Annotated in this window: 10 protein-coding genes; 8 read left to right on the top strand and 2 right to left on the bottom strand. The window is 49.7% G+C overall.

The window, feature by feature from the left end; translation table 11 throughout:
* Positions 1 to 13 precede the first annotated feature (13 nt).
* The gene (locus tag P3339_RS20145; RefSeq protein ID WP_282951713.1) at positions 14 to 1,153 is read left to right on the top strand and encodes an efflux RND transporter periplasmic adaptor subunit; all 1,140 of its coding nucleotides are present in this window, start codon (positions 14 to 16) and stop codon (positions 1,151 to 1,153) included.
* Positions 1,154 to 1,171: 18 nt separating this feature from the next.
* Positions 1,172 to 4,249, top strand: coding sequence for an efflux RND transporter permease subunit (locus P3339_RS20140; protein ID WP_282951712.1), 3,078 nt, complete (start codon positions 1,172 to 1,174; stop codon positions 4,247 to 4,249).
* On the opposite strand, the gene P3339_RS20135 is transcribed toward P3339_RS20140, so the two are convergent.
* The gene (locus tag P3339_RS20135) at positions 4,239 to 5,327 is read right to left on the bottom strand and encodes an AraC family transcriptional regulator ligand-binding domain-containing protein (RefSeq protein ID WP_282951711.1); all 1,089 of its coding nucleotides are present in this window, start codon (positions 5,325 to 5,327) and stop codon (positions 4,239 to 4,241) included. The genes P3339_RS20140 and P3339_RS20135 overlap by 11 nt on opposite strands.
* 251 nt (positions 5,328 to 5,578) lie before the next feature.
* Between P3339_RS20135 and P3339_RS20130 the strand changes: the two genes are divergently transcribed.
* On the top strand, positions 5,579 to 6,796 hold the full coding sequence (locus tag P3339_RS20130; protein ID WP_282951710.1) for a hypothetical protein: 1,218 nt from the start codon (positions 5,579 to 5,581) through the stop codon (positions 6,794 to 6,796).
* A 21-nt stretch (positions 6,797 to 6,817) separates the two neighbouring features.
* Entirely contained in the window at positions 6,818 to 7,894 is a 1,077-nt protein-coding gene (locus P3339_RS20125; RefSeq protein ID WP_282951709.1) for a hypothetical protein, read from the top strand.
* Between the two features lie 19 nt (positions 7,895 to 7,913).
* Here P3339_RS20125 and P3339_RS20120 read toward each other — a convergent pair whose 3' ends face one another.
* Complete coding sequence (locus P3339_RS20120) at positions 7,914 to 8,510, bottom strand: DUF4124 domain-containing protein (protein WP_282951708.1); 597 nt, start codon at positions 8,508 to 8,510, stop codon at positions 7,914 to 7,916.
* Between the two features lie 338 nt (positions 8,511 to 8,848).
* Here P3339_RS20120 and P3339_RS20115 point away from each other — a divergent pair, with 338 nt between their 5' ends.
* The 4 genes from P3339_RS20115 (at position 8,849) to pssA (ending at position 13,124) form a co-directional block, all read left to right on the top strand.
* Positions 8,849 to 10,585, top strand: a complete 1,737-nt coding sequence (locus P3339_RS20115) for an acetolactate synthase 3 large subunit (protein ID WP_282951707.1) — start codon at positions 8,849 to 8,851, stop codon at positions 10,583 to 10,585.
* A gap of 11 nt (positions 10,586 to 10,596) precedes the next feature.
* Positions 10,597 to 11,088, top strand: coding sequence for an acetolactate synthase small subunit (gene ilvN, locus P3339_RS20110; RefSeq protein ID WP_020411464.1), 492 nt, complete (start codon positions 10,597 to 10,599; stop codon positions 11,086 to 11,088).
* A gap of 24 nt (positions 11,089 to 11,112) precedes the next feature.
* Entirely contained in the window at positions 11,113 to 12,138 is a 1,026-nt protein-coding gene (gene ilvC / locus P3339_RS20105) for a ketol-acid reductoisomerase (protein WP_282951706.1), read from the top strand.
* Between the two features lie 110 nt (positions 12,139 to 12,248).
* Positions 12,249 to 13,124, top strand: coding sequence for a CDP-diacylglycerol--serine O-phosphatidyltransferase (gene pssA / locus P3339_RS20100; RefSeq protein ID WP_020411466.1), 876 nt, complete (start codon positions 12,249 to 12,251; stop codon positions 13,122 to 13,124).
* The last annotated feature ends 461 nt before the right edge of the window (positions 13,125 to 13,585 follow it).

The raw sequence follows: 13,585 nt of genomic DNA, 5'->3' as shown, positions 1-13,585 counted from the left end.
ATGGCATTTTCTGTTGAGTGATCGGGGGTACATTATCAGTAAACGCATGGTATTAATGCTGCTGGGATGCTTACTATTGTTTGGCGGTATTTTTGCTTATAAGTTTTTTGGCCGCTACATGATGAATCAGTTTCTCGACACCATGTCTCTACCGGTGGCTACCGTCACCTCCGCCACTGCACAAATCCAGAACTGGCGTGAGGATCTGAGTGGAGTTGGAACAGTTCGCGCGGTAAATGGCGTCGAAGTCACTACTGAGGCTGAGGGTGTCGTCAGCGCCATTCATTTTAAGTCAGGACAATTTGTGCATGGTGGAGATCTTCTGGTAGAAATTTTTGCTGAACCGGAAAAAGCTCAGTTACAGGTGCTGGATGCAGAGTTACGTCTTGCACGGCGCAATTATGTCCGTATTAAAACCTTAACCAAGCGTGGAGTTACTACTGAAGCAGATCTGGATAGTGCTCAGAGTACTTTGGATCAGGTAATTGCCAATATTCAAGTACAGCGAGCTAGGGTTGATCAGCGCCGTGTGGTGGCACCTTTCAGTGGTGTGCTCGGTATTCGCCGTATTGACTTGGGTGAAAATGTCAGCCCCGGTGAGGCGGTAGTTTCCCTGCAACAGCTGAATCCTATCTTTGTGGACTTTTCTCTGCCTGAGCAAAAATATTCAATGGTTAAGGCAGGGTTGCCGATTTACCTGACTACAGATGCATTCCCCGGTAATACCTATCGTGGGAAAATCACCGCTGTTGACCCTCGCGTAGATAATGCCAGCCGTAATTTCCTTATTCAGGCAACCCTAGACAATCCAAGAAAACACTTGCGCCCGGGTATGTTTGCCCAAGTCTCAGTAGAAATTGATGCGAGTCGACGGGTTTTGGCCGTACCGCGAACATCTTTGGTTTTTGCACCTTATGGGGTGTCAGTTTTTGTTTTGGAAAAAGATGATGCAAGCGGAGAGTTAATCGCGAATAAGCGCTTTGTGAAGACGGGTGAGGAGCGCGGAGATATGGTGGAAATTGTGCAGGGACTTCAAGAGGGAGATATTATCGCTAGTAGTGGTTTGCTAAAACTTCGCAATGGTAAACGGGCCAATATTAACAACGAAAATAAACCGCCGGAAAATTTACATCCAAAACCTGGCAACAGTTGATTCCCTCCGAGAGCAGCGGTGAATTTTACTGAGATTTTTATTCGTAAACCGGTACTGGCTTGTGTGGTCAGTCTTTTTATTTTTCTGTTGGGGTTGCGTTCAATTGCCGAGTTGAATGTGCGCCAATACCCCAAACTGGAAAATGCGGTCATCACAGTGACTACCGTATATGTGGGTGCTGATTCCGACCTAGTCCAGGGGTTTATCACCACGCCCTTGGAACAGGAAATTGCCACTGCAGATGGCATTGACTATATGGTGTCTACCAGTGTGCAGGGACTTTCTACCATCAATGCCTATGTGCGCTTTGATTTTGACCCTAATGAGGTTTTGACCCAGATAGTTGCCAAGGTGAACAAACTGCGTAGCGATCTCCCTGATGAGTCGGAAGACTCCAGTGTGGAGATGCAGCAGGGGGAAACTACGGCGGCAATGTATCTGTCATTTTCCTCAAATATTCTTGCCAATAACCAGATCACCGATTATTTGACTCGGGTAGTGCAGCCAAAGCTGGCCACTATTGCCGGGGTGCAGCGTGCTAGATTACTCGGTGATAGCACTTTTGCCATGCGCGCCTGGCTAAAACCCAGGGAAATGGCAGCACTTGAGGTAACCCCGGCAGATATTGCCAATGCCTTGCGGGATAACAATGTTCTCTCTGCAGTGGGTGCGACTAAGGGTTCGCGGGTTGCCATGGAAATTCGAGCGGATACGGATATAGCCAAACAAATAGACTTTCGTCAGTTGGTGGTACGTGCATCCGGTGACCAGCTGGTGCGCCTTGGGGACGTGGCAGAAATAGAATTAGGTGCAGAATCCTATGACAGTTCGGTGACCTTTAACGGGCAGTCGGCCACCTTTATTGCAGTGGAGGTTGCGCCCAATGCAAACACTCTTGATGTTATTAAGCGAGTTAGAAAGAAGCTTGAAGGTGAGATTTTTCCGCAACTGCCGGAGGGGATGCTAGGAGAAATTCCCTATGACAGCACGGAGTATATTCAGGATTCGATTACTGAAGTGGTGGAGACCATCATTGAGGCTGTCATCATTGTTATCGTGGTGATCTATTTGTTTCTTGGTTCCTTACGCAGTGTTTTGATTCCAGCAGTGGCTCTGCCCCTATCTTTGGTAGGAGCAATGTTTCTCATGTTGTTGATGGGTTTTTCCATCAACTTATTGACGCTTCTCAGTATGGTTCTGGCTATAGGAATAGTGGTGGATGATGCCATTATCGTTCTAGAAAATGTCCACCGGCATATAGAGGAGGGATTATCGCCAAGGGAGGCGGCTATCGTTGGCGCACGTGAACTGGCCTGGCCAGTAGTTGCTATGACCACCACACTGATTGCTGTTTATATCCCTATAGGTTTTCTTGGAGGGCTGACTGGCACTCTATTTATTGAATTTGCTTTTTCCCTTGCCGGTGCCGTGCTTTTGTCTGGAGTTGTGGCACTCACACTATCACCAATGATGGCTTCGAGAATATTAAAGCCCAGGGATGGAGGTGGGACTCGCTTGGAAGCTTGGTTAGAGCGACAATTTGGGCATTTACAAAAAGGATTTGAAAAGCGTTTGCATAACTCTCTGGAAGAACGCGGAGTGATTTTGGTATTTGGCTTAATTGTTTTGGCAAGCTGTTACTTTCTATTCGTTACTTCACCGCGAGAATTGGAGCCAACAGAGGATCGTGGTCTTGTGCTCACTATTTCCACTGCCGATGCCTATGCAACTCTGGATTATGTAGAGCAATTCAGTGGGGAATTGGTGGATATTGCCGAGAGTTACAGTGAGGTCGAGAATATTTTTCTGCTTAATGGGGCCGGCACTTTTAGTAGCGGAGTCAATAATGCCACTGCAGGTTTTGTACTTGGTTCATGGGAAAAGCGCGATAAAGATACTGAGCAAATGCAGGAACTGATTAGTAAGGATGTAGCGCAAATTGCGGGCTTGAAAGTTGCTGTTGTAGTGCCGCCGAGCTTGCCCACTGCGGGGGGACAATTACCGGTGGAATTCGTGATCGGTGCCACTGAGCCAATGGAAAACCTTGCGTCTGTTGCCAGTGAAATAATGACGCAAGCTCTCGAAAGCAGAAAATTTATTTTTCTCGATTCAGACCTGAAGATAGATAAACCAAAGATTGTGGTTGAAATAGACAGGGATAAGGCTGCCACTATGGGTGTAGAAATGGTGGACCTTGGGCGCGATCTGGGGGCCATGTTATCAGGTGCCTATATCAATCGCTTTTCCTTGGATAATCGCAGTTATAAAGTAATTCCTCAGGTGGAGCGGATTGATCGTCTCACTGCAGAACAGCTGGGGCAGTATTATATCCGGGCGGTTAATGGTGACCTGGTTCCGGTTAGTACACTGGTCCGCCTTAAGGAAACAGTAGAGCCACAGCAGCTAAAACGTTTTCAGCAGCTCAATGCTGTGACTATTTCCGGAGTGCCACGCCCGGGGGTCACCCTGGGGGAGGCTTTATCGGTTTTGGATAACGCTGCTCAGGAAATATTACCAGAGGAGTATTCGGTGGATTACTCGGGCCAGTCCCGTCAATTTAAGACAGAGGGCTCGGACTTAGTAGTGACTTTTTTCTTTGCACTCGTTGTTATTTATCTGGTATTGGCAGCACAATTTGAGTCCTGGCGTGACCCACTGATTATGTTGGTTACTGTGCCTATGAGTGTTTGTGGGGCAATGATCTTTGTCAGCCTGGGACTTACTACATTGAATATTTATACCCAGGTGGGCTTGGTCACTTTGATCGGGGTTATTTCCAAGCACGGTATATTAATTGTGGAATTTGCCAATAAATTACAGATGGAGGGGATGGACAAGCGTACGGCTATTGAAGAGGCTACCTCTATTCGACTGCGGCCGGTATTGATGACTACGGCATCATTGGTTCTAGCTATGGTTCCCCTATTAATTGCTTCAGGCCCAGGTGGAGGAGCCCGCTTTGCAATGGGGTTAGTAGTCGCGACCGGAATGACTATCGGTACTCTATTTACCCTATTTGTGGTACCAGCCATGTACCTTTATCTGGGGCGGGATTATCGAGCAAAGGCGGAGGCTGTTGGAGTTATTAAAGGGTAGCTCGATAAATGGTTTCACGCATTAAGCGTGTCCCCTGAAGTATTACTGCGCCTGAATTCGCTGGGAGTAACACCTTCGTGCTTTTTAAAAACCGGGTAAATACTGCACGTTCGGCAAAGTGCAGTTTAACCGCAATGCTCTCTACTGATTCGCTGCTGGATAACAACAGGCGCTTGGTGAGAGCTAGGGTGACACTATCTTTTAGCTGTTGAAAAGTTACCCCCTGTTCACGCAATCTCCGCTGCAGGGTACGACCGCTGGTACGGAAATGGGCGGCTGCTTGCTTGATCGTGATCTCTTCGCTCAGCAGGTGTTTTTCCAGCCAGGAACGCAGGCTCGCAGCTAGGTTGTAGCTCGACAAAGTACTGTGTAATACGGTTTTCAAAATATTGCGGCTCTGGCTGCGTAGTAGCTTGTGGTAGCTGGGAATAGGAAAGTCCAGGGTTTGTGGTCCCAGGATAATGGAGTTTTCCCTGCTGCCGAATTCGACCGGGCATTGGAAAATACGGGTATAGATAGTGTCGTCTTCTGGTTTTGTCCTGCGCAGTTTTGCACCGCGAACTTCAGCGAACTGGGGGTTCAAGGTGCGTAATAACTCCACAGCGCGGGTCATCAACATTTCTGCGATAAATGCATTTACAGAATCACTGAATAACTCTTGGCGCCAGTTCAGGGTAAGAATTTCTGAATCTGTTTCTGTTCGTGTTTCAAAACGCAGTAGGGGGGCCAGGGTTTGTGACAGCACAATTTCGGCGGGACGCAGAATTTCCCGCGGGCGCCGTAGAGATGGCTGTGCCTCAATGATGGTTTCCTCAAGCCACAGAATGATTGGAAATCGGCTAAAGCTGAGTCCCGGTGAGGAGACTGGAGAAAGCGCTACCAGGTTATTCACTAGGGCATTGAATTCGCTATAGCTGAGCCGCTCGCTTTCGCGAGGATTCCAACTGAATGCAAATGGCAGGCGCTTGATCAGGGTCTCGGTTGGAATTCCGAGCCTGGCGGCAGCGACTACAAAGTAGGGGGCAAATATTTTGGGCACGCCGGCATGGCCGGACTTATTTTTATTTTGGTCTCTCATGACTCTTTGCCGTCCGGGTGGCGTTGGCAGGATCATAGCAAAGGCGTCCTAAACAACGAAAATAAAAATGCGGAATATGACGAGTCGGTCGCGTCAGGTGGCGTGCTTGGTCATCTTCTGGCGCCATTAATCCTATTACCAGCCCAGCGTCTGCGGCTAACGTGCAGGGGTCTGCAGCGAAAAGTAGAGAAAAATTCACGAAACCCTGCAGTCATAAATTTCTACTTATAAAACTATAAAGGCTAATAACAATGACACTGTCTAAACGACTGGGCGCAGGCCTGTCTGTTTTTTTCGCTGCGATGATGGGCGCTTCTTCAGCGGTAGCTGAGAACTGCTATATCCTGGTCCACGGACATGGAGTTGAAGGGCACACAACCAGCGTCAAAGCTGATGGGAGTTTAGTGCAGCCAGCACTGGACTATTGGAGTGAAACCTACTTTGACGAGTATAAAAACAGCAGTTTTATAGACCAGCTGGTAGCGAATGGCGGTAATTACGGTGTGGTAGGCTACAACTCCACCGATGAAGGTGAATTGCCTTATTGGCACGATCAGACTTCCGGGGAAATTGCCCGTCAAATTATTCAGATACGTAATGGGGAAGGTGATCGCTTCGAGCACGGTAACCAATGTGCTGCCAATGATACTTTCTGGATTGTTTCCCATAGCCAGGGCGCTGCACAAATGATGTATATAGCCGGGAATGCTGTGGTGGGCTCTCCTTACTATAATCGTGCTTATAAGCAGTACGATACCAACACTGAGATGCAAGAGGTTAAAAAATGCTCGACCACCTGGTATGGCAGCACCAGCTGTAAAAAGGTGACTGAAGAAGTACGAGTGGCCGGACTCAGTGATAGTAATGCGATTGAAGTTGATTTCGACACTGCGATTAGTGGTGTAGCGGCGATTTTCACCACCGGAGGTGCGATCACCGGCACTGAGGGTGTGGATCGTATTTGTAATGGCTCCTGGTATGACGATGTTATCAATGATCTTTTCCTAGGCAGGGAGTGTTCTGCAGTACGCTATATGCAGACCAATGACATCTATACAGTGCGTAACTACGTGGGCACTAATCTGGGAGCACCTGTTTATACGATTGGTGGCTACGCCACTTTCCCAGGCGTAGAGAGTGCTTCCTCAGCCCTGCTGAATGGTGAAGATGATGGTTATATTAACCTTGCTTCGCAGATGAACTGCGCTGGCTCTGGTAAACGTAATCTCTGGTCCAACCTGAAGCAATACGACACCTTTATGGGTATTGCCTATGGTAGTGCGACTTTCTCATGCAATAACGACAACAAAGGTACTGCGCGCTCCTATAACCTCGCCAGCATTCATGTTGACCATGACGCCCAGCGCAATGGCGGTATCATGTCTCCAGGCTACGATGGTATCCCCGATGGCCTGGATTGTGGTGTGGGTAAAAATAGTGCCGGTCGTATCGCAGCTTGTACTCAATAAATATTTGTCAGGAGCGAGTAGATGTCCGTCAGCAGTAAACAACGTAACAAGAGGCGTACAGCCTTAGTTGTCAGTGTCCTATTTATTGCCGCTGCCATTTTTTTCTGGCGAGTGGGGAATAGTGGGGACCTGCCCACCGCGGTTGCTGCTGAAGCTAAAACAGTTTTTCCGTCCCTTCCTAAACAGGTGGAGATAAAAGAGTCTCAGGTGGAAAAGGAAGAGCTGGTTGATGATGAGTCCATCAAAGTTTGGCAAGAAATTCAGGCGCGTCCAGTAAAAACTGAATTACATCAGTCCCTGCTATCTGATCTAGCAAAGTTCCACCGTTACCCACCGGAGAACCGCGCTATCAAGAACCCCTCTCAGGATCCAATCACCCAGACCCATGCGCCAGATCAGCGCACCACTCATAGTGACAATGGTGATGCATTAACACTGTGGACTGAAAGAAAATTCTATTCCTATGGTGAAGTGCTGAGAGCTTATGCCTTTCAGACTGACAGCGACGGGGCTAAGGTGCCCGCAGATCTGACCGCGCTAATGGTTCTGGACGATCAGCAGGTAGTGGGAACCCTGACATTTAGCGATACAAATGGTGATTTAATTTACGAGGTGGAAATGGAGGCTGGCTCCTATCAGGGGCAGCCTCTGCCAGCTGGCATCTACAAAATCATTGTGGATACGGATATTGACGGTCTGCGTGATGCAGCCGCTTTTACTCTGTCGGAGGATACCGGGAGCTATACCGGGAACCTAAGGGATTCATTGACCTCCGAGGGCAATCTGCTTATCGAGGCTGAGGTGGAAATCCTTGAGCAGGGCCGCTTTTATTTCCGCGCCTCCCTTTATAATGATGAGCAGTCATCTATTGGCACAACCCAGAACGCCCTGCAGCTTCCTCCAGGACGCCACTGGATACCCTTCGACTTTTATGGCCTCATGATCCGCGATGCCGATCAGGATGGCCCCTACCTCGTGAAGCAGTTAAGTATTTCCAGAGTCACAGTGCCTCGAACGGAAAGGCTTTTCGAGCCAGGATACTACACCGAACGCTACAGCCTGGAGCAGTTCAACGATACTCCCTATAAAGAGCTGTAGCGGCAATTATTCGCGGGAATTAGCAGTTCTCGCGAATGCTCTTTTGTTCTTGGTTAATACGTTGCTGCCTCTCATCCTCACCGAGCACGCGGTGATTGCCGTTCTCGTCGACTTCCCTAACGCGTGCATGGCTGGTCAGCGCCTTTAAGTTATCCTGCGAATTTTGACAGCGTTGCGCGCGTGCGGCTGCTTGGGCACGGGCAACCTGCTCGTCTACTTCTGAAGGTTGTTGAGGAGTGGGCTGGCCTTGAGGCTGAGTTTCAATTGCAGGTTTGGTGGTTTTTGCTTCTTTCGCAGCTCGGGTCGCTTGTTGCTCCGCTTCCCACTGCTTGTAACGCTCTGATTTAGGTTTCTTGATTACCTCTACTTCGGTACTGCTAGGTGGCTGCTCGCCGAAATGCACGACCCCATTTTCGTCCACCCATTTGTAGATGCCGCTGGCCTGTGCTGTTAGCGCCAGGCTGGAAATTAGCATTGCGAGAGCGATGCGCATTGGAGTACCCCTCTTGGTCTTATCTTTCCTTACTGGCCACATTGTAACTGCGTCAGGGGTTTTTCCTGCAACCCTCTTAACACTTTCAGTCACGCCTATTGACAGCAAGGGAGCAGTTGGCACAATCGAAAGTTTCCTCGGCGAGTAGTAGTCACCGCAGACTCGCGGTCCAGACGCTGATTTTCAGGTGGATTACCCTTCCATCACATTTCCGTCGAGAGGCTCTCCCTACCCCTGGAGGCCTGCTAGCCTGCAACTTGGACACGGTTGTGTCTGGTTTCGGCTGGGTGTTTTGCTGTGCGCGATGATTTCATCCTAAAAATCGGCATGCAAACACGCAACAGGCTGATATTTGTCACCATTTTCTTTTATAATCGCCATTTAGCATTCTCGTTATATGGTGGATTCATGGCTTCTTGGTGATGTCTGTCCTACCAAGCAAGAAAACTGAGGAGACTCAAGTGGAATTACTTTCCGGCGGCGATATGTTGGTTCGCGCGCTGCAGGATGAAGGGGTAGATCTGATTTTCGGCTACCCAGGCGGCTCGGCACTGCATATATATGATGCTATTTTCAGGCAGAAGTCGATAAAGCACATTCTGGTGCGCCACGAGCAGGGTGCGACTCATGCCGCGGATGGCTACGCCCGCTCGACAGGCAAGGTGGGTGTGGTACTTGTGACTTCTGGTCCGGGTGCAACCAATGCGATCACCGGGATTGCGACCGCCTATATGGATTCAATTCCCATGGTGGTGATTTCAGGTCAGGTTACATCTGACAAGATCGGCGAAGATGCGTTTCAGGAAACTGATATGGTCGGCTGTTCGCGTCCGATTGTGAAACATAGTTTCCTGGTTAAGAACGCTGAAAACATTCCCGAAATTATCAAGAAGGCCTTTTATATTGCCAATACAGGTCGCCCTGGCCCCGTCGTGGTTGATGTGCCCAAGGATGTGACTAACCCGGCAGAACGATACCCTTATCAGTATCCTGAAAAGTTGCGCATGCGCTCCTATACCCCGGCAGGCAAAGGACATGGTGGGCAGATACGCAAAGCGGTGGCGCTGCTGTTGTCGGCGCGTCGACCGGTGATCTATGCCGGTGGTGGCGTAGTTCAGGGCGGAGGTTCGGAGCTGCTTACTGAATTGGCCCGTCGATTGAATTTTCCCGTGACCAACACATTGATGGGGCTGGGAGCTTACCCAGGTAGTGATAAGCGCTTCCTGGGCATGCTGGGAATGCACGGCACTTTTGAAGCCAATACCGCTATGCACCATGCAGATGTGATCCTGGCGGTGGGAGCGCGCTTCGATGATCGCGTCACCAATACCCCGAGTAAATTCTGCCCCGGTGCCAAGATTATTCATATCGATGTTGATCCGGCCTCCATTTCAAAGACCATCGTTGCCGATATTCCTATTGTTGGCACTGTGCAATCGGTGCTGTCCGAGATGCTGGACACCCTTAAATCTGGCGATGAGCAACCGGACCAGTCGGCAATAGTGGACTGGTGGCGCCAGATCGACGATTGGCGTGAGCGTCACGGTCTCTACACGGCGCCGCGTTACCAAACCGACGGTGCACTGATTATGCCGCAAGACGTAATTCGCGCGGTATACGATATTACCGAGGGCGATGCTTACGTTACCTCGGATGTAGGCCAGCACCAGATGTTTGCTGCCCAGTATTATCACTTCGATAAGCCGCGCCGATGGATTAATTCCGGTGGTCTCGGCACCATGGGTTTTGGTTTGCCCGCAGCTCTGGGGGTGAAAATTGCCCACCCGGATAAAGAGGTAGTGTGCGTAACAGGGGAGGGCAGTATCCAGATGTGTATCCAGGAGCTGTCCACCGCTACTCAATACCATTTACCGGTCAAAATCCTCTGCCTTAACAACCAGGCCCTCGGCATGGTGAAGCAGTGGCAGGAAATGCAGTACGAGGGACGCCTCTCCAACAGCGTCTACGAGGAATCTCTTCCGGACTTTGTAAAGCTTGCCGAAGCTTACGGTCACCTCGGGGTCAAGATTGAGCACCGAGATGAACTGCATGGAAAACTGCAGGAAGCTTTTGCAGAAAAAAATCGCACGGTATTTATCGATGTCTATGTCGACCCATCTGAGCACGTGTACCCGATGCAGGTCATGCCAAACGGCTCTATGCGTGACATGTGGCTGAGCAAAACCGAGCGGACCTAGGGGGCAGGGCAATGCGAAGAATTATTTCGGTACTGATGGAAAATGAACCGGGCGCCTTGTCTCGTGTAGTAGGGCTGTTTTCCCAACGTGGCTACAACATTGAAAGCCTAACGGTGGCACCGACAGAAGATGCCACCCTATCGCGCCTTACCATGGTGACCATTGGTGATGATCACAAGATTGAGCAGATAACCAAAAACCTGAACAAGTTGATTGATGTGGTGAAACTGGTGGACCTGACGGAGGGGTCTCACATTGAGCGTGAATTACTGATGGTGAAGGTGCGTGCGAATGGCGCCCAGCGCGATGAGGTAAAGCGCAGTGTGGATATCTTCCGCGGCCAGATTGTGGACGTCACCAGCAATATGTACACCGTACAGGTGGCCGGTACCAGTGAAAAGCTCGATGCATTTCTTCAGGCACTCGGCGAGCACACGATTATGGAAGTTGTCCGCTCAGGAGTATCCGGAATCGCCCGGGGTGAAAAAGTTTTAAGTGTATAGATGGCAGGAAACAGGAATTTAGCAATGCATGTTTATTACGATAAAGATTGTGATCTCTCTTTAATTCGCGAAAAAAATGTAGCGATTATCGGTTATGGTTCCCAGGGCCACGCTCACGCCAATAATCTTCAGGATTCCGGCGTGACCAATGTAGTTGTAGGTCTGCGTGCGGGTTCCGGTTCTTGGGCTAAGGCAGAAAGTGCCGGGCTGCGTGTAGCTGAAGTGGCAGATGCGGTTAGAGATGCAGACGTGGTTATGATTCTGGCACCGGATGAGTACCAGGCCAACATCTATAAAGAGCAAGTGGCTCCAAACCTTAAGTCGGGTGCCGCTCTCGCTTTTGCGCATGGTTTTAATGTGCATTTTGAACTCATTGAACCGCCGGCGGATGTCGATGTAATTATGGTTGCCCCCAAGGGCCCGGGCCACACCGTGCGTTCTACCTATCTTGAAGGCGGCGGCGTTCCGACCTTAATTGCTGTATATCAGGATGCATCGGGTAAAGCCAAAGAGCTCGCCCTTTCCTATGCGTCTGCAAATGGTGGTGGCCGCTCAGGGATTATTGAAACCAACTTCCGCGAGGAGACCGAAACGGATCTGTTTGGTGAACAGGCTGTGCTCTGTGGAGGTGTTTCTGCTTTGGTAACTGCAGGTTTTGAAACTCTGGTTGAAGCGGGTTATGCGCCTGAAATGGCCTATTTTGAATGCCTGCATGAACTCAAGTTGATCGTTGACCTGATGTATCAGGGCGGAATAGCGGACATGCGCTATTCTATTTCGAATACCGCTGAGTATGGTGATTATGTAACTGGTCCACGCATCGTAACTGACGAAACCAAGGCTGAAATGAAGCGTGTGCTGAAAGATATTCAGACCGGCAAGTTTGCTAAAGACTTTATGCTTGAATCTCTAGCTGGGCAGCCACGACTGAAAGCTGAGCGCCGAATTGGTTCTGAACATGAAATTGAACAGGTAGGTGCCAAATTGCGTGCAATGATGCCCTGGATTAAGGCAAACAAGATTATCGATCGGACTGAAGGCAATAACTGATCGATACATCACAGAAAAAACGGCGGGGATACCCGCCGTTTTTTTGCCCTGTGCGCGCACTTGGCAATGGCGTACACTCGCTGGCTGCAAAATGCATTAACGGAGAATCTATGAGCCTTCAAGGGGATGAAAAGAAACCCGCGGACTCAATGAATGCAGCGGGCGAAGAAATTCGTCTACCTGTCGATGAGCATATTGAGGAAGAGGTTGCGGCAAACGGTAAAAAAGTTCGTGCCCGTGGCGTTTATCTGCTACCTAACCTGATTACCACCGGTGCACTTTTTAGTGGCTTTTACGCAATTGTCGCTGGAATGGATGGTAATTTTGAAGCTGCGGCCATCGCCATTTTTGTCGCTATGGTACTTGACGGCCTGGATGGGCGTGTAGCGCGCCTAACTGATACCCAGAGCGCCTTTGGTGTGCAATACGACTCCCTTTCCGACATGGTGTCTTTTGGTTTGGCGCCGGCACTGGTTGCGTTTAGCTGGGCGTTGAAAACCCTGGGGAAGTTTGGCTGGGCAATTGCTTTTTTATACGCGGCTTGTGCCGCCCTGCGTCTGGCCCGCTTTAATACCCAGGTGGATACCGTAGATAAAGGGGTATTTATTGGCCTTGCCAGCCCCACCGCCGCAGCTATCGTAGCCAGTATGGTCTGGTCTGGTCACGATGTTGAGGTCGGCCCTGCGCTGGCAATTATTGCGGCGCTTGTGACTGCAGCTGCCGGTTTGTTGATGGTCTCCAATTTCCACTACACGAGCTTTAAGGGGCTCGATTTCAAGGGCAGGGTGCCTTTTGTAATGATGTTGGCTGTAATTCTTATTTTCAGCCTGGTGACTATTGACCCTGCTGGAGTATTGCTGACCCTGGCTGTGCTCTACACCTTATCGGGTCCGTCTATGTGGTTATGGGGCCTTCTTCATCCCAAGCCGGCAAGTGGGGCGGTAGAAAGTGACAGCGTGAAAGCGAAAGATAAGGAGCAGCGCTAGTCTCAAATAATTCCGCTTGGGATTCTCCTCGCTGACCTTAGTATTGTTATGCGGGAGTGCGAACTAACACGGAGTGTGATCGTCGGGAGGTCGGATGCGGCCTCATAACTCCCCCAAAAAAGAGGGCTGTGCAACAGCCGAAAAAAAGTCTTGCACAGAAGCACAGTAATCCGTATAGTTCGCGCCCTCGCTGCTTGAGACAGCAGTGAGGGGTCAGCTCCAAGTAATTGATTTTCTTAAGAAAATTTCTTCAAAAAGAGCTTGCCAAGCACGGAGAGGTCGCTATAATGCGCACCACTTCAAGCAAGGGCGGAAACAACCTTGCCGGGATTTGAAAAGCACTTTGAGCAGTTCAAATCACCGAAAAAAGCTGCAAAAAATCACTTGATTCAGCAGCCTGGATGTGTAGAATACGCGTCCCGCAGTTAGAGCCGAGCGCTCAACTGAGTTGTTTAAAAATT

Origin of the sequence: Microbulbifer sp. MLAF003, assembly GCF_030012965.1 — a bacterium.
In the GTDB taxonomy this organism is placed as follows: domain Bacteria; phylum Pseudomonadota; class Gammaproteobacteria; order Pseudomonadales; family Cellvibrionaceae; genus Microbulbifer; species Microbulbifer variabilis.
This window is presented reverse-complemented; position numbering and strand designations above follow the sequence as displayed.

What these genes read in the sequence shown, in the direction of transcription:
- P3339_RS20135 (WP_282951711.1), bottom strand. Translation starts at nt 5,327, where the DNA reads ATGAGAGACCAAAATAAAAATAAGTCCGGCCATGCCGGCGTGCCCAAA.
- P3339_RS20130 (WP_282951710.1), top strand. Translation starts at nt 5,579, where the DNA reads ATGACACTGTCTAAACGACTGGGCGCAGGCCTGTCTGTTTTTTTCGCT.
- P3339_RS20125 (WP_282951709.1), top strand. Translation starts at nt 6,818, where the DNA reads ATGTCCGTCAGCAGTAAACAACGTAACAAGAGGCGTACAGCCTTAGTT.
- ilvN (WP_020411464.1), top strand. Translation starts at nt 10,597, where the DNA reads ATGCGAAGAATTATTTCGGTACTGATGGAAAATGAACCGGGCGCCTTG.
- ilvC (WP_282951706.1), top strand. Translation starts at nt 11,113, where the DNA reads ATGCATGTTTATTACGATAAAGATTGTGATCTCTCTTTAATTCGCGAA.
- pssA (WP_020411466.1), top strand. Translation starts at nt 12,249, where the DNA reads ATGAGCCTTCAAGGGGATGAAAAGAAACCCGCGGACTCAATGAATGCA.